Below are 19,158 nucleotides of genomic sequence, written 5' to 3' on the forward strand. Positions count from 1 at the left end.
GTTGGGTGTGGTGTGTGGTGGTGCCGTCGTTTGTGGGGAGTGGGCCGGGGTGTGTGTGCGTGTGTTTGTTCGGGCGGGGCAGGTGGGCCAGCCTCGGGTCGGACGGCTCCACGGGAGTCGCTCGCGGCCATCCGAAGTCTGCCTCTGCCGCAGCGGACGGCTCGCGGTCGGCGTTGTCCCTGTTCGGCTGCTCGCCATCTGCTGCGGGGGAGTGTTCGGCTTGTGCTTCGGCCGACCATCGCAGTTGTCGCAGTAATTCCAACGTTTCCGCGACGGCTTCGGAGGCTTCCGCCCGGTACACGAGCCGGTCGGCGGTCGCCTGGCTAATCGCTTGCCCACGGCGATCGACCGGCACGTTGATCAGGAGGCGGTGGAGTTCTTTCGCCAATTCGGCGATTTCGCGCGCTGCACGTTTCGGTGCGTAGCGCGTGGGCAAGAGAGTATTCAATGCGTGCAGGAGGGCAGCGGCCTTACTGAAGTAATCGATCCCAATGTTGTACTGACTGGTCTGCTTTGTGTAGTAGCTGCCAACCGTCACGAGGCTCCACAAGTCTCGCCCGGCCTTCGTCGCGGAGCTCGGCTTGTCGGAACGGCTCCTTATGCGCAAGCGATTCTCGCGCTTCCGTTGGCGCAGGTTCTGGAAAGCGAGGATTAGTTCCGGCGAGAACTTTCCGTCGGAACGCAACCGCAACGTGGTGTCAGCCGATTCGGTTCTCGATTGAACCACTTGACTCTGTGTCGCGTCCTCGATGTGGCCCATGGCCTGCCTGAGGGTGGCCACCAATCGTGCGCGACGTGGGTCGTCCGGCGAGGCGTTTCGGGTACCGATCGCCGGTGCGGCCTCTAGTGCCGCCGCCGCCACATCTTCCAGACTGCGGTGAATTTCCCAATACGGTACCGGCAGTTCGTGCAGCCGGTGCGGGGCGCCATGCGGATCGGTGATCGCACCGATGGTGTCCACCACCAGGTTCGCGCATTCCCACATCTCGCGGGCGACCAGGCGCCACGCCCTGAGCGCGAATACCATCTCCGACAGTGTTTGGTTATTGAGCAGTCCCAGATGGCCGCGCAGCTCGCCGAGGTAAGAGAATTGCGCGGTGATCTGCCTGCCCAAGCCGGCTATCACCGCGTTGAGCGTGCGGGCCGTTTCGGCCAGCTGCTTGGTGGACGTCTGCTCGTCGTAGTCGCCGCTGTGGAACGCCGTCAGCTCATCGGTCACCCGCTGTCGCAATTCGCTCATGAGCGTCCTGGCTTCATGGAAGCCCAGCTGTGATGTCCATGTCTCGAGGGCTCGATATTCCGCAGTGTCGAGGTCGGGTCGGACGACCGCGGCGGGTGTCGAGGTGGCGCCGACAGTTGTCGTGGCCGAAGAACCCGAGGCCACATCCGGGCTCGGTGCCGCTCGACCGCCGACGCCGTTCCACTGGCTGGGCGCAGGATCCGAAACGCCGAGGGCTGCGAAGACCTGTTTGTCGGACAGACTCGTACTGTCATTCCACGCTGGCCGGGCGGTTGTGAAGGCGCCCCGCAGTTCCTTGCCGACAAATCGGATCTGTTCCGGAGTGAGTCGCCCGAACTTGGCCGCATTCCACAAGCGGATGATGTCGTGGACGATTCGCTGTATTTCCAGAAAGAGGAAATAGAGGTCCCAGATATTCGGTGGCGCAGACATTTTCCGCCGCAGCTGTTCAGTGGCGGGGCCGGATCCGGTCAGGTGGTACATGCGGACGAAGTCGAGAATCGGATCGCCGGGCCTGGCCAGCTCCCAGTCCACGACGGCGATTCGGGTGCGGAGCAAGTTGTACACGCGCATCAAGTTATTGAAATGAGCGTCGAAATGGATAATGGCGAAAGGTGCCTCGACCTGCGACTCCATGAGGGCAGAATTGACCCACTGGATAACTGGTTCGAAGGGCTCCGCGGGTATGTTGAGCTGGGTCAGGCAGTCGCGGATCTCGGGTAGCGCAGCTGCGAGATTCTCCATTTCCTCGGCAACGAGTTCGGCTACGAATGCACGGCGATCACCGATTCCGATATAGGTCTGTTCGTGCAGCTCGTGGAAAACGTCCACAACCTCGTCCAGCAATGTCACCATCTCATCGGTGCCGAGGAGATCGGCGAGCTCGCGTCCTTCGAAGTACTCCATGAGCAGCACCTCGTCGAGGACGCTGCCATCGGGCATCTCGACGTGATAGAACACGTGGTGTATCCACGGCACGACTGGTTGCCCGAGATCGGCGAGATGCCGGTACATCCGCCACTCGACGATTTTCCTGCGGTCCAGATCGTCCGGCATGGAACCTGCAAACCGAAGCATGAATTGCGGCTTTCCGTTCAGGTAGCCGACGGGAACATTCGGGTTCTTGCTTCCGGTGACCGCCCGCGACAGGCCCTGCTTGCCCTCCGCCAACAGTGCTTCGGCGATCTCGGCTGGCAGCTCCCGGCCGGTCGTTCCACCGTATGTCTCGGCTCGATCGAGTCCGGGTATGGGGTCCGGTAGTTGCTGCTCACGAGCCGTCACGGTCTCCGGCTCGGACTGCTGTGCGGCTGGTGCGGTAGCTACTGCCGATGCGAGCCGGTGCAGTGCGCGCCGCTCCGCTGTCCGCGGCGGTTCGTCCAGCCCCAGTGTGTCCGCGGCCTCCGGGCGGGTGCGGCCCTCCCAGAACCTTGCCATCAGGTAGTCCCGCTCGGCGGCGGTCAGGGTGGCGATGCCGTATTCCACCTCCTGTCTGGTCCGTCCTGGCGCGAGTGCGTGCGCCAGCGGGTCGGCGGCTTCGACATTCGTCAGTTCCATCAGGGCAACGAGCATCCCCTGCCTGAATCGTTCGAACTTGATGTGTTCGACCGCACGATTTCGGGCTTCGGCGATCAGTGCTTCCTCGGCTCGGTCGTCACCGTCTTCGAGCACGGCAGCGGTGATGCGCTCGGCCACCGGCAGATCGCCGCCGAGCTCGTCCCGCACAATCGGGAAAATCGTCTGCCACAAGGATTCCTGGGATGGTGGGGGCGGAGTGGCCTCGGGCGTGGCGTGCCGTCGAGCGAGAATTCTTGCCAGATCATTGGGAATGAACCCGCGCGGATCCGACCCGTCGGGTGCGGGTCTGGTCGGCTGTGCGGGCCTGGGCGCGGGTGTGGTGACCAGCTGATCGGGGAGCGGGAAGTAGATCGGCGGGGCCACCGGTTCGAAGAACCATTTCGGCTCATAGGGGGGTGAACTCGGCGAATCCCACGATGGTCGGTCGGAATCATTCAGGCCGTCGGCGATGGGTCCGGGGGCAGTGCGCAACTGCGTCAGGGCGGCGACCACTAGGCGCAAATTCTCCGCGAGCGATGGACTCTGTGCGGCGGCGGCCAGTTCCTCCATGCGTGCGATGCCAAGGTACGCCGCGGTGAGCTTGCGAACGGTTTCCGGCGCCGCGCCGAGGGGTGATCCATAGCGTCGGTACAGGTAGTACTCGCGGGAGTTCATCTGGAATATCTCGGGATATCCAGCTGCGTTGGTCACCAGCATTTCCTCCGCGGATACGAGCGGCTCACCGTACGGCAGGAGGGCGCGCAGGATGCGCAATAGTGGTGCGACCGCCGGATCGGCGGATATCTCGGCAGGCAGGTCGTAGACCCAGTCGAGACTATTTTTCACCCGGCCGTCCGAATTTTCGGTCCAAGCGAATTCATGGCGCTGGAATTTTTCGAACAACTGATAGTGGACCAGCCATTTTATCGCAGCCGTCGCATATCTTCGCTCGGTGACGAATTGTCTACGACTGATTTCGTCCGCAGTTTCGTCGACCGCTGTCTGACTTTCCTGTCGAGCGGTGTCGTCGACGGGAGGTCCGACGAGAGAGTTCTCGCGTACCGGCGGGGGTACCGCAATGAATTTCGGGCGGAGGTACCTGACGATACCGACCTGGCCTGCGCGTGGATCGCGAATCTCGATTATTTTGTTCGGGAATCTAGAATGCAGGGCGGCATCTATCGACGCGCGCAGTTTCCTGATTTGGGGATTATCTTCATCCGGATTCTCCAGTAACACAAACGCGTAGGCGCGCCCGTATGAGTCGAGGCCGTATTGGATCCGGCATGCGACCTCAGTGGCACCGGGTTCGACAGTGATCGTCACCGTTGGCAAGAGCGGGAGTAGCGAGGGCTTACCCGTGCGCGAAGCTTCGTCGGCATGCAGTATCAGCCCATCGGATCGGAATTCCGCCCTGGTGACATATCCCCGTACCGCGGTCGGGCTGTCCTTCGGCCCGGCGTCGACAATGATCACATCCCGTGCACCATCGCTCGGGGAGTGCGCTGCGAACGGTTCCGGTTCCGCTTCGATCGGATGATGCAGTTCGAACCAGACCGATTGCCGTGCGCCGTCCTCCAGGACCGTCGTACCGAATTCGTCCGACAAGGCACGCATCGCCACGGTCGGTGCCTGCGCCTCGGTATCGCCGTCTATGGCGCTGATCACCTCGAACCGGATCTTGTGGTTGTCCGAGGTATCGGTCGCGGTGATCACCGCTTCGATCGGGCCGGTGGGCTGTCCCCATGGCTTGGCGACCAACTGTGTGAAAAGCACGTTCGCCTTGGCAACCTGTTCGTCGGTCAGCCAAGGGAATTCGGGCAGCAGGCCGAGCATCTGGTCGCGTGCGGGGTGAGCGGCAGTCACTTGCTGGGCCTGATTCAGCGTTGTTCCATCGGCCTCGCGGATCACGAATTGCTTGCGGGCGAGTGTGGTTGGGGCGGCGGCTTCTTCGACCGCAGTTTCGTCGGTAGCCGCGCCGGGCGGTGGGCTGTGGGCGGAGGGGCCCTGGCCTGGGTGGTTGTGGTTTTCGGGGTGGGTGTCTTTGCCGAAGCGGAGTTGGTCTGGTGGTGGTGTGGGGGTGGTGTGGGGGAGGTGGAGGAGTTGGCCTGTTGCCGTGTTGGGTGTTCGGCGGTAGGTGAGTGCCCAGACGGTGGTGGTTTCGGTGTGGGTGGTGTTGACGAGTTGGGGGAGGGTGGTTTGTTCGCCGGTGTGGGTGCGGAATTGTGGTTGGCCGTTGTGGGTGCCGTGGTAGGTGAGTTTTTGGCCGTTGAGGTCGAATTGGTGTTGGTCGTGGTTGTTTCGGCCGTGGTAGGTGAGGGTGTAGGTGTGTCCGCCGACGCCGTGTTGGTCGGTGGTGGCGCGTTGTTCGAGGATGAGTGCGGTGATTGTGGTGTTTTCGGGTTGGTCCTCGGCGTGGTTGATCATGGCGTCGATGAGGTGGGTGTGGGGGTTGTGGGTGGGGAGTTGTTCGGGTTCGGCGTTGTGGAGGTGGGGTTTCATTTCGGCCCAGGAGAGGCCGTTGAGTCGGTTGGGGTTGGTGGGGATGGGGTCGGCGACGTGGCCTTGGTGGGTGCGTAGGTGGTCGATTGCGGTGGTGGTGCAGTGGTTGATGGGTTGGGTGTGGTGTGTGGTGGTGCCGTCGTTTGTGGGGAGTGGGCCGGGGTGTGTGTGCGTGTGTTTGTTCGGGCGGGGCAGGTGGGCCAGCCTCGGATCGGACGGGGGCGCTGGAGTTGCCCGCAGTCGCTCGCCGACCATAGGAACCTGTTCCTGCGGTGACAGCGCCCGCGTCGGGTCCGCGGCTGCTCGTGCTCTTGCGCCGGCGGCTCGGTGCAACTGGTCGCGGTTTTCTGATGCGCGGGCGGCGTATTCAGCGAGGTTGTGTGCGGCCGGAAGGCCCAACGTCTCGGTCAGGTTGCGATACGCCGCGAGTATCTCCAGCGGAATCTCTTGTTCGACAATGTGACCCCTGCTGGGGGATTCCAGCAAACCCTTTATTTCGGCCAGGATCTCCGTGACGACTTCGTGTGGCATCGGGTCCGCATCGATATCGGATCGCAGCCCGTAGCGGATGTAGTTTTCCACCGAAACCGCCGCCGCCCCGACGATCGCGATGTGCTGGACCTTTGGGCTCTGCTTTTTGATCGTCGCCCACACTCGCCGTGCGTGGTGTGGCGTGCTGATGACGATGATGGATTCGACGTCATGACCGAGTTCCTCGAGCAGAGTTACGGAATACGCCGCATTAGCCCTGGTGTTCTCAGCCTTTGGTTCCTCGATGATGTGATCGGAGACCAGGCCCAGTTTCTCTGCTGCCAACCTGAACCGGGCAGCCTCCGTTGCCCAGGGCCGTTGCGCCTGGCCCGACTTGGCAGCCACCTTGTCATAACCAGAGAACACCACCGGGATTCCGCTGAGCCGCTGATCATGAACAAAGTTCGTGGCAAGGGCCGATCCACCATCGTCCGGGCTGCCGAATACGACAACGGCACCGTAGGTGTGTCCGGCATCGAAGGCCCACTTGGGATCATTTCGGAGGAACTCCCAAATCGTCCTCAGATCCGACATCGTCTGTTCGGTATCCACTCCCCGATCGCCCAGATTTCGCAACCAGTCGGCATACGGATCATCGGTCTGCGTCGCGGAATCGGATCCGGCCGACCGCTGTCGTTGTTGTTCGAGACCGACGGGTTCCACCGAGGAGGGATCGCCCGATTCGACGAGCACCGCGGCGATGCGCGCCTGCAGTAGGGTTCGCGCCTGCTCAACAGCTGCGTCTTCGGGGGGGTGGACGGGCTGGTTCGCTGGTGCGGGGACGACGCCACTGCGCACGGCCCACGCGACCATCGCGTCGGTGTCCTTGATACCGAGCTTGGTTCGGAGACGAGATCGCAAGACCTGCACTGCGCGCTCTCTCAGGCCGAGCTCCGCGGCAATGGCCGTGTTCGAAAGGTCTTGGGACAGTAGGTGAAGGACCTGCCTCTCTCGGCGCGCCAGCTTGACGTCGGCGGGTGGCTCGGGCACCGGTTCGGCGGATGGGCGGTCGGCGACCCGAACCCGTCGCGCGATGTCCAGCAGTGTCGCTCGGTCAGGTGCGCCGAGTTTGACCGTAAGCATGGCGAGGTCGTTGCGTACGGTGTTGTCCGTTACCCCGACAATCCGCCCAATCGCCTTGAAGGACAACTCTTCGGCGGCAAGCCGGAGTACCTGTCGCTCGCGGTCGGTCGGTTCGTTCTGAGTTGTATTTGCGGTATCGGTGCCGCGTTCGGCGTTCATCCGATTTCGGAAGGCGTGCACGACTGCTGGGGAGACGGTCGCCGGATCGTCGTCGGTCGCGCGGGTCCCGGCCGCGACGCGAAGGATCTCCACCTGGACCGGTGAGAGTTCGAGGACATTCGTCGGCGCTGCGGTCGATGTCGGCGCGTCGTCGTGCGGTAGCACCCGACCCGCGTCGCTGGTCCCGACCTTGTCCCTGAGCTGTGCCAGGCACAGGTCGAGCTGCCTGGGCGGCATACGAAGCACCGCCCCGATCGTCTCGCGTGGCATCTCCTCGGCGCCCTGCGCGACCACGCGGAGGAGGAGGGCCTCGGCTTCGGTCAGTGTGACCGTGCGCGCGTCGTTGGTTTCCGATGTCGTCGAGTCACTTTCGTTGCTCCCAGTTGGGGGTGGACTATCGGTTTCGCCGACCACGTAGAGCGGTTCGTCGAGCTCGTCGTCGGGTTCCCGCACGCGCGCAGCAAAGGCGATATCGAGTACCCGAGCATGCGTCGGCAGTACCGGGGGGTTGGGCCACGACTGGGCTGCGACGGCAAATGCTCGGGTTACGTTCCAGGCGAGCCTGAAGGTCTTGCCGCGGTCGGGGTCGGGTGCGGCCGCTTCGTCCGTAAGGCGGATCGTGTCGTGCAGAACGCGCACTCGGTCCAAAAGGTGGAAATAGGGGACCAGATGAGATGGGATGTCGTCGAATCCGTGCACGGTGCCGGGACTGCGATGCCGCATGATCGCCGCTTCGAAATCCGGTGGGCCGTACATGGCCAAGCCGAAGTCCACCAGCATGACGCCGAGCGGCGTCTGCAACACATTTGCCTGTGTGATATCCCCGTGCAGGATGCGGAATGGCTGGGAACGAATGTTGGGCAGGTGCGACTCCAACCCCGCGGTCAGCGACTCCGGAAGGTCGAGCTCGTCGAACACGGCCCTGTACCCCGGCATCGCTCGGTACCGTTGATACAGCTGCTCGAAGTGGTCCACCAGCATCCGGAAGAACCCCACCGAGTCGCCGGATTCGGGATAACCGTCAGGGAGTGGAAGTAAATCCTGTGGCACCGGCACCTGCGCCAGCCCCCCGGCTATCGAGTAGATCGTATTCCTGACCTCTTCTGCGCGAAGGTCAGGAACCGGTGTGCCGAAGATTCGCCGTTGAATCTCGAAGATGAGACTGTCCCGGTCATCGACTTCCGCGTGCAGTACCTGCGGTATCCGCCGCCGGAGGCGCGGCGCGTGCTGCGCGATCGCCTGCAACGTCCGGTACTCCTTCGGCCAGAGCACGAAGTCGAGTTGGGCCGCGCCCGCCTGCGGAATGCGGATAGCGAATTCACCCAGCAGGTAGATGTCGTTGGAGTGACCAGTGGACACCTTACGGCCGAATCGCACCGCGGCGTCGCGCAGCGCCAAGGCCACATCTCTCGGCATCACCTCGCCTTCATCGCTACCGAGCGACCGGTAATCCTCGGCCGAAAGCAACAGGTCCCGCAAGATCGGATACTCGGCAAAGACCGGCTCGAGAGTAACGACAAGGCTTGCCGAATCCGGGTCGTCGCCGACGCCGTCTTCGGAGTCCGACGGATGTCGGTTTTCAACGACCTGCTCATCACTGATTTTCGAGTGCGCTGTTTTCTCGGTATCCGCGATATATAGCGGACCGTCGAGATCGACTGGTGGCGCTGCAATATAGAGCGGTCCATCGAGATCGAGTTCCGGTGCGGGTTGGTTGTCGTCGATCGTCCGGTCGGTGACCGGTGTCGGTTCAGTGACATCGATGGACGAGTCCGCGGAATTGTCTATTGGCAAGGGCGGCGGGGCCGCGTCGCCGTGCACGGTATTAGGGATCCAGTCGCCCGCCTGGTGGGCGGGAGTGGCGAATCCATATGGGAGGGTGAGCGGTACCTCCGGGCCGAAGTGGTAGTAGCCGAGTATCCGTGATCCGGTGATTCCGCCGATGAGTTGAACGGATCGGTCGGGGTCGGCGCGCAGGAATCCGGCCTCGGGCCGCGCGACGTAGACGCGTCCGGTTGCCGACCAGCGGCGGGCCTGGTCGATGTCGCGGTATGCGCTGAGGGGGCCTTCGCCTCTCGACGTGATGCCGGTCGTGAGTACATCGGTCGGCGGGTGGCCATGGTCGGGTATGTATACGAGTCCGGGGTCGGTGGTGTATTTGACTGGGAAATGGTCGTGGTGGCGGGCGAGAAATGCGAGATTCTGCTCGACGTCGACGTTCCGGTCGGCCGCTGACGGCATCGGATCCGCGCCGGCGGGCAACCCGATCCGTTCCCGCGCGGTTTCGGTGCGTGCTGATTCAGAGTCATCGGGCTCGGGCTGCTGGTTTGCGGCTTTGTCGATGTCCGGTTGCGCCGCGGAATTGGATCCGGTCGACTGCTGCGTGGCGGTCTCGACCGCCACCGCATCGGATTCTTCCGAGTCCTGGTGCGGCACAGCGACTCCGGTGAGGATGATGCCGCCTTCGACCACAAATCGGCCGTGGAATTCGGTCAGCGGTGGGCCGTCCAGGGTGGAGCGATCCGCAATCAGCAGTTGCGCGGTGAATTCACCTCGTTCGATATCGAAGGTGATCAGAATTTCGTGGAGACGGAGTTTGCGATGGGTCAGCGGGTACCACGCCTTGATGACAGCTTCCTTGGCGGAGTGCAAGACTCGGTCCCAGTGCACGCCGCCGTCGGTACCGATCTGGTCGAGCCACTCGCGTTCGGCGCGCAGCGCCAAGCCATCTTGCCGACCACCAGGGATTGCCTCGTTGTATTCGGCGTCGATTCCTATCGACCGATGGTGCCGAGACACCGCGGCGACGAAGTAGCCGGTTCTGTCGGCAAGGGTGAGACCCTGTTTGTGGCTGATGCTTCCGACGACGCCGGCCTGCCATAGCGGCATCGGCTGCCCACCCTCACGGAGCACCGGCGCGACCGGCACACCAAGGCGTGCCTGCGCACGGTGCGCGACCGTGCGTCCGTACACGATTTCGCGTCCGCGCATCCCGTCCGGACCCGTCTTGAGCGCATCCAGCAGTACCTGCTCCTCCGGTAGCAGCGCCGCCGTCGGATCCTTGCCGATGATCTCGGCCGTGGCTACTCCGGCGGGCAGACCGAGACCTTCGATGATCGTCCGTCCAGCCGGCGCTCGCACTTGGCCCGGCTCGACGGTGTTCGATTGGTCGTTGCCGGCGGTCGGCTCGAGTTCGGTTGTACCGCCCCGCGCCGGATCGGCTTCAGATGCCGATTCGGCGCGGATGTCCGCAGGCTCGCCGTGGCGGGTCGGCTGCTCCCCGTCTACCTCGCTCGATTCGTGCGGCGAAGTGATGAGCTCGGCCTCGAACGTGATGATGCCGTTCTCCTCGGCGGGCTCGGAGAGCGGGACCAGTGTCGAACTCCGCGGGATCAAGATCTCTCGTTCCGCTTCTTGGTCTATCCTTGCCAACCCCTCGTCGATGATCGATATCGACTCGACATCGATAAGCTGGGCGCCGGTGTCCACGTAGATGATGATTTGGACGGGCAAGTCGACGTGGCGACCCGGCAGTACGGAAGCAGACATCAATCCGGTGTCCGTCAAGCCGAAGTTGACGAGCCCGTGGCGTCGGCCGAACACTCGCTCGAGGCTGTCCAGTCTCCGGTACAGCTTGACCGGCCCCACTGAGGCTGCCGCATGCCGGAACGCCCAATCCATGCAGTTGATTTGGGCCGCAAGGGTTTCCGCCAGAGTTCGGAATTGGGGTGTGTCCGGCCAGCCGATGCCGCGCCCAGCGGCGAACACCTCCTCGGCGGTGACCTCGCGCTGTGAAAGCTCGATCCGCTGCTGCGGTGTAAGCCCTCGGCCCATCGCGCGTAGCACTGGGTTGACCGAGGCGGACGCGGTGAACGCCCGGAGGGCACCGACGATCTCGTCCGCGTGGCCATCCGCCGGATCGTGCCACATATGTATCCAGCCGACACCGTTGCGGATTCGAGCCACCGCCTCGTCACCGTCGACCGCCATACGGCGGAACCATTCGAGTCGCGCCGCCGCGTCGGCGGGATCGGGATTCTGCACGGTCCGCGATACGGATTGCGTGACAGGTTTTTCGCGTGACCCTGGCCGGTTGGTCGCTGATCCGGCAACAGAGGGTCCGGGGGCCGACAAGGTGGTGGACCGCTCGTGGCCGACGATCTCGGCCGAGCTCACATCGGCGGGCAGTACCTGCCCGATCGCTTCGCCCGCTTCGGCGGTCGGAGTGGGATCCGAGTCGGCGGAATCGGATTCGGGCTGCGCGGACGAATCCGGCGATTCCAGCCCGGCGGCGGAGCCGATCCGGCCGCGGACTCTGCGGCCCTCCCGCCACGTTCGAAGCCGGGCTGCCACGCTTTTGCCCAGGTGCTGATCCGGCTCGCCGTCGACGAATGCCATACCTGCGAACGGACCGAGGCTATCCAGATCCAGGCCGTATTCGTCACCGAGGCGCCGCAGGCAATCCGCTGAAGGCTCCCATTCCCGAAGCCGTGCCGAGTCGTCGGTGTGGAAGGACACCCACACAGCGGGCTCGCCCACCCGCTCGCTTCGGTTGTGCAGCACAATCAGGTGATTCGCCACCTCATTGCGCCCGACCGGACCCGGACGTTGCAAGACCAGCGCAACCGTTGACCCCGGACGTTGGGCCATCCACCCCTCGACGGTCCGCTCCTGCTCAGTCTTCGGTATGCCGTTCCGACTCACCGAGTCCCAGCCGCCTCGGTGCAACGCGGCGCCGAAGATTCGCTGCATCGTCCGAACCCGTGAGGCTCCCTTGCCGATCCGCTTGGCCGCACGCTCCCGGATGCTCTCGTCGCCGATGAGGTCCGCGACCAGCTCCGCCGCACCGACCACACAGTGCTCGGAATCGTTTGTGAACTGCGTCCATACTTCCGTATCGCCCGAGACGGCGGCCGCAACGGAATCGCTATGAACCGGTGCGGGTTCCGGATCCTCGGCGTTCGGTGTCGCGGGTGCCAGGAGCTCGCCCGGCCGTGCTTTCTGGAGCTCGCCATCCGCCAGGACCACCTGGCCGCCGACGATGACCGCGCTGACCCCCGCAGCGGGTTGCCGCGGATCGGTAAGGGTGGCGACCTCGGCCTGGAACGCCTCGGGATCGAAGAGGACGAGGTCCGCGATTTTCCCGTGCTGAATGACACCGCGATCTCCGAGCCCGAATCGCTGTGTGGGCAGCGAGGTGATCTTGCGGACAGCTTCCTCGAATGGAATTCCCAGCCGCGCCGCCTCCTCGAAGTACTTCGGAAAGGTCCCGTACAGCCGGGGATGCGGTTTCTCCGCATCGGTCGGCAGGCCGTCCGATCCGATCATGCTGTAGGGCTTGCGCAGTACCCGTGCCATATCCTCCGGGCTCAGGCAAAGTGAGACGAAAGTCAGGTCGCCCCTGGTCTTTTCGAGCATATGGCAGACCACTTCGGTGACCTCCATGCCGAGGGCCTCCGCCGCCTGCTCCAGATTGAGACCCTCCAGCCGCTTGAGCTCGTCCAGCGCCCTGAGTTCTTCGGCGTGCCTGAGATTTTCCAGGCGCTCGAGTTCTTCCTGATTCGCGGCTCCCCGCAGTCGCTCGAGTTCCTCGGCATGTCTGCGGACTTCCGTGCGCTTCAATTCCTCGTCCGGAACGAATGTCAGGACAAGCGCCGCAGGGGTGTCTCCTTGAAGGATATTCTCCCAATCCAGGTAGTCGGGGTCCCCATCGACGAGTTTGTCGCGGATCCGCGCGCGCCGCTCGGGATCGCGCAACCTGGCCATCGTCTCGTCCATGCCGCCCTGCAGGGCTGAGGGCGGCAGCAGGTAGATCGGGATGAGACCGGTACTCGGGTAGGGGTAGACATCGACGGTTACGTCCAAGCCGTCGGCGACGGCTTCGTCGATCATGCGCAGCGCCTCGGTCATCGTTCCCCAGTTCGCGGGGCCGGTGGCCTTGAGATGGCTGAGGTGGACTGCGACTCCGGTGTCACGGGCTATCCGCAACATCTCGGCGACGGAATTGAGCAGGCCGTCGCCTTCGTTTCGCATGTGCGCCACGAGAAGACCGTCATGGCGTTGGACGACAGCCCCGAGACGGGTCAGTTCCTGCGGGGTCGCCGTGGCTCCGCCGTAGATCAGTCCCAGTGAAAGGCCGACCGCACCGGCCCGCATCGCCTCCTCGACATGCTCTTCCATCGTGCGGATTTCGTCTTCGGTGGCTTCGCGCGCGTCGTGTCCCATCGCGGCAACCCGCACCGCGTTGTGTCCCAACAGCGGACGGACGTTCTGCCCCAATGCCTTTCGGCCGAGCATGTTCAGCCAGAACCGCATTGTGGGCCAGTCCCATGGCTGGTCGATCACGCCGAGCACCGCGGCGGCTTGTTCGGCGAATTGTGCCGCATCTTGCGGATCCACGGTCGGGAACATGCTGAAACCGCAGTTGCCGGTGACCACGGTCGTGACGCCTTGGCTGACCTTGAAGTCCAGCGTGCCCCACTTCGTTACGGCTACATCGTCGTGGGTGTGGGTGTCGACGAAGCCGGGCACGAGGACGAGCCCTTTCGCATCGATGACGGGTGCGCCGGCCCGTCTGGGCAGGGCGGGGCCGGTGGCCACAATGCGTCCGCCCCGCACCACCACATCGCCGACGAACGATGCGGCACCGGTTCCGTCGACGATTGTTGCCTCGGCGACGACGACATTCTGCGTCAGTACCTCGGTCAGTCGCTCTTGCAGCTGCTGGGTGTCCGCGGAGTCGAGGTGGCGCAGCGTAGCGGCGGACTGCTCGAGCTCTGTGACCCAGGCGCGGACAGTTTCGTACCATGCCCGCCGGTTCGGCTCGTCGCGCCGACGGTAGGCGTCCGCGTACCACCGCTCCAGTTCGAGGAGGTCGTTGCGCAGCCGGACTGCGGAGTTGAACTCGTCGACGTAGGCGCGCAGCGCGTTCAGCCTTGACAACCGTCGGCCCGACCGCAGCAACACGCTGCGGCCATATCGCCCGAGCACCGTGCGCACTCGGCCGCTCACCGCGATCGCGTCGACGACGGCCCGCACCCGTTCAGCGGGCGCGTCCGGCGGCAACAGTCCGATTTCCGCTCGCAGTTCGTCCGGCAGTGCTCGAATCTGCGCGGCAAACAGCTGGGCCAAGGCGTGGCGGCTCTGTTCGAGCCGCATCCCCGCCGGACGGTCGCCGGCGAGCTCCCGCAACCGCGCCATGTCCAGCTGACCGTTGCCGATCATGCGCGCGATCAACTGCCGACGCCATCCACGCCGCATCGGATTGCGGTCGCGCATACGCCACACGTCCGATGCGCCCGCCTCGTCGCCAATCATGCGGAAGTCCGCAGTCACCCGCTCTCGAAGCTCGGTCAGGGCGGGACCGAGTCGAAGTTGCGAGGAGGAATCACCCGGGAGAGTAACCGCTGGTCCGTTCGGGCTTTCCGGGTTGCCGGGGCGGCCTTTGATCGGGTGCCCCCGTTGCTCTCGGGTGGGGCCGTCGGTATCGGGGCGGGCGGCGAGTTGGAGACGACCCCGGCTGTCCTTGGTGAATTCAAGGAGGAAGGCGTCTTTGATTTCGGGGAAGGTTTCGGGGAAGGTTTGTTCCCATTGGTCGCGGTCGCGGACACGGGGCATGCGTCGGGGCTGTTGTTCGTCGGGTGCGGTTTTGCCTGGTGTGGGGATGTTGGTGTCGAAGACGAGGGTTTTGCCCTTGCCGAAGGAGGTGATGAGGAAGCTGTGGGCGGTGTGGCCGTCGTCGATGACGAAGGCGAGGGCCTCGGTGTCGTTGTCGGGGTTTTCGAGGGTGTCGATGGCGCGGCTGATGGCGCGGATGATGGCTGTTGTGGTGCCGGTGGGGGTTGTGCTGTCGGTTGTGGGGATTCGGGTGTATTTGCTGTGGAGGCTGTCGGTGAGTTCTTTCCAGGTTTCGGCCTCATCATCGGGGATGGTTGCTTCGTCGTAGCCGATGGCCCAGGCGGCGCGCACGGTTTGGACGAGGCATTTGCGGACGTGCTCGGGTACCGCGGTGGCTTCGTGAGAGTTGTTGGCGATGGGGCCGGTGCGCCCCGAGGCCGCTGCTGACGTCGACCGGTCCGCGTGTGTGTGCTGCCCGGCATTCCGCGCGGGTGGCATGTCGTTGTTGTCCGCACGCTGCGCGCCGCCGCCGCGGGTCTTTTGCCGGGGCGTCGGCGTGGGAGGCTGGGCTTGATCGCTCGGGCTACCGGAACTCTGAGTCGAGTCGGCGGTGGCTGGCTGGTCGCCAGGAGCGGGGATCGGTCCGTCCGTAGGTGATGGTGGGTTCGGTCGCGACGTGGTGCCACCCTGGGTGGGGGCCGACCGTTCGAAGCCGTACACCCGCGGTCGGCCGTCGCTATCGAGGAAGGCGCGGGTCACTGTGCAAGTGCGCGAGGTTCGAATGAGGAGTTCGGGTTTACCGGTGACCGGCACCGCCTCCATCCACAGCGCCGCGGTGTCCGGGGACGCGAGCAGGAAACCGACGACGCTGTCCCCGAGTCGGCTCGAGGGAGTCGTGCCGAGTTCGGCGGGAAGGTATTCGGCCAGTGGAAGCTTCGCGCCGCGCAGGGTCTCAGGGTTTTCGGCATCGACGGAGTCGAGCTCGAGCGGGACCATGACCATCATGGGCGCGGGAAGCGGCCCGAAACCGAGCGCCCGATTGACGCGGCGAACTCGGTCATGGTCCCGTACGTCGGCCGCGACCGATGTGCGCGCGTGGGTGTTGATCGCTACGTATCCCAGAGTCGATGACGACGTGGGCTCCTTCGCCCACTGCAACGCCTCGACGGTCTGCTCGTCGAGTCCGGCGACGATCGCGTTCCAGTGGTTGCGGGCGAACTCGATCGCGGCTTGCGTGTTCTCGAAAGTCATTGCGCCGGAGGCGGACAGCAGTTCTGCTATCGCAAACCAGTGCTTTTCGTCGTCATCGGTAAGGGCGTCGAATTTATCCGACGCGACCCGTACGTAGCCGCCACGATGCTCCTGGGCACGATCGGTGACAACCTCGACGACTACCGGCGCGGCGGAGGCGATGCGGTCGGCTTCCAGATGATCATGGGCCAGTTCGTCGAGCCGCTTGGCTTGCTCGTCCAACTCCTGAAACGACTCGGCATGGGTGATCAGCAGCGTGAGCTCCAGTAACGCCCCGGCGAGGTCGGGATCTGATTGCTGGCCCTCGCCGAGGATCATTTCCTCCAGCCTGGTGGCCATGTCGTCGGGATCCAGGTCAGCCGGAAGCCCCAGTTCGTCGCGAATTTCGTCCCGCTTGCGCCTGAGCTGGTCCAGTGGGGCGTCCGCCTTCAGTCCGTCGAGGACTTCTTCCAGTTCCTCGGGCATGTGATCCCGCAATGCGCGGGTCTGTTCACGCTGCGAGTACGCGCGGACGGCATCGGTGAGGCGCTGGATATGCCCATCCCAGCGGTTCACCTGCTCGGCCTGTTCGACCACGATAGTCAACTGCGGGTACCGCTCCTCGGCGAGTCGGAGTAGCCGAGCATCGTCCGGTGACCGATCCTGCGGCGGTGTGCTGCTCGTCTCGGCGATAACCGTCTCCAGCCGCGCTTCGACTTCCGCGGGACTCGCGTCGGGCGCAATCCCCAGTTCCGCGCGGATCTCGTCGCGTTCGCGAGTCAACTGGTCGAGCTGAGCGGGGTCGACCTCACACAGCGTGGCCATGTCATCACGCAGCGCCCGCGCCTGTTCACGTCGCGCCTCGGCATCGGCCAGGTCGCGGCGCACCTCGTCCAGCCGCTCCGGTTTGTCCCAATCGTGGTTGCTGCGGGTACCCGATTCGGGAGGTGGTGCCGTGGCGGATTCAGGGTTCGGTACCGAGGCAGCGGTGTCATCGCGGTCGGAGGTCGCGCGGAGACGTTCGGCGACGGCGCGGATGGCGCGCAGCTCGCGCATTTCGAAAGCTCCCATACCGGCGCCGGTCTTTTTCGCGGCCGCGGCGCGGGTCAGGCCATGCACGAATCGCAATGTCAGGCACTGTTGGTAGTTGGCGTTGGTCACTTCCGTGATGGCGGTCGCGAGGATTTCCGGTGGGGTCAGTTGGACCAGTTCTCGATCCGCGTTCGCCTCGGGACGTGCTTGAGCGTTACCGAGCAGCAGTGCCGAAAGCCGTTGAATAGCACGTTGATAGGTGTTTCGGTGGTTCGGCCCGAGCGCCCGAGCCAGCTCGCGGTTGGACTGTTGCTGTATCAGCCGTCGCTCGATAGCGGCGCGCTGCAGATCGCTGAGTAGGCCGAGGCAGTGCACGAAGGCGTCGCGATCCTCGTCCCGCGCCTCCTGGACGACCTGCAACGGTTGGTTACCTGCCTTCTCTTCCAGCAGTTGGGCGAGACGGAGGAATGTGGCGCGCTGCGTTGTGCGTATCGCACCCGGGGTGCGGTCCAACACTTGTGCCGTCTGGTCGGTTGACAATTCGAGTCCGACGCGCAGATCGAGTACCTGCCGTTGTGTTGGTACGAGTCGTTCGATGCACTCCTGCAGTGCCTCTGTGTCGCTCTCCAACGCTTCCCGAACGATCGGTGGTAAGTGCTCGACGATCGTGCTGCGAGCCAGCGCCGCAAGCAATTCCGCGGCAGGTAGCGGGGCAGAAGGATTCACTTCAGGCACGGCCGCTTCGGCGGCCGTGCGCTGGTGTGGTTCGGCTGCCGCCTCAGCCGCGCGTCGCTGCGCAGCTGCCACGGGATCACGAGGCGCGATGATTCCCAAGCGGAGAGCAGCCATGATCGTCGCTGTTCGGCCCTCGACCCCGAGCTCGAGCGCAGCGCGACGCATACGAGCCTTGACCGCACTCTCCGACATCCCCTGCCGACGTGCGACCGCGGCGTAGGACACCCCGTCCGCAACCAGGTCGAGCACCGAGATCACATCGGGCGACAGGGTGATACCGATGCCTTGCGGGGCCGCCGATTCCAGGCCGCCGACCTCGAGAACCCCCCAGTACACGGCTGCCATCACCGTTTCGATCCGGCCACGCGTGCCGAGCTTGCCGGCGGCGTTGCTCAGGTGCATCGTTACGGTGCTATCCGATATTTTGCATTGCGCCGCGATCTGATCGATCGTCAACCCCGCCAGCACCAACTGGAGTACCTCGACCTCGCGGACCCACAGCTCGCTGCGTCCAGCGGGCGCTGTGGTCGGCTCATGCGGTGTCGGCGCTTCCGCCGCCGGAGGATGGGACGCGACCGGCTGGTCGGCGTCGCCGGCCCCGGTTTCCTCCGTGCGGTGCTGGGCCATGAGGTTTCGGGCGTTGACGGCAACCCATTGCTCGAGGGTGGCACCCTTGCGGATTTGGTCGAGGCGTTTGATCGCACCCGCACACGCCTCGTCGAAGATTTCCTTAGCGACCCGGGCATCACCCATATTCGCCTGGATCCAGACGAATACGTTCTTCTCGAATTCTCTCCGAAGCAGATCGACCGCTTGCTCTGGATGGCCTTGCGCGATATGTCCGTCGACCAGTTGCCGCAGGCGTTCGGCTGACATCGCCGGTCCAGTATCTGCGCGGGGATCACCTGGTGTGGTCGTGCTCGTGCGGGTTTCGTCACTGTCGGGTGGCGAGTCGAGTGCGTGGTATTCGACGGTCGTCTGGATCAGGTGGCCGAGTGCGGCAGCGCGCCGACGTTCGGCGCGCTGTTCGTCATTCAGCTTCGACCGTGGCATACCGGACACCGGCTCTAGCCTGGCCCGCAACTCGTCCAACTCGCTCTGCAGCTCGGCGATGCGCGCCGAACCTGGTTGCAGCTCAGCCGGATTGATCGACAGCTCCGCGGCCGCCGAGTCGCGAAGTGCGCGCGCCTGCGCAAGCTGGCTTTCCTCCGGCGGCGACACCTGAGATTGCGGGGGCGGCTCCTGCTGCCCGGTAGGTGCCGATGCGCCGGTGCCGAGCGTAGTGGGGCCGCCGGCGGGCGATCCGGTACTCGGCTGCTGCACAGCCGTGCCGTCGCTGGGATGATCGTTCGTACCGTCGGCCGCCCGCTCCGTGATTGCGGCTGCGAGATGCGCAGTTCGGTCGGTGTCACCATCTTGCGGCACTGTGGCCACGGCGAGTGCGATGCCGTCGCGTACGCGCCATTTTCCTTCGA

1 protein-coding gene (only partly in view) is annotated in these 19,158 nt (G+C 64.5%); it reads right to left on the reverse strand.

Annotated features, from left to right (window positions below; genetic code table 11):
• On the reverse strand, positions 1 to 19,158 hold part of the coding region annotated (locus tag AB0J47_RS35770; protein ID WP_364356737.1) for a LuxR C-terminal-related transcriptional regulator (this coding region is incomplete at its 3' end). The annotated region continues 34,627 nt past the right edge of the window; 19,158 of 53,785 annotated nt are visible.

Source organism: Nocardia sp. NPDC049737, assembly GCF_040674755.1.
Taxonomy (GTDB): Bacteria; Actinomycetota; Actinomycetes; order Mycobacteriales; family Mycobacteriaceae; genus Nocardia.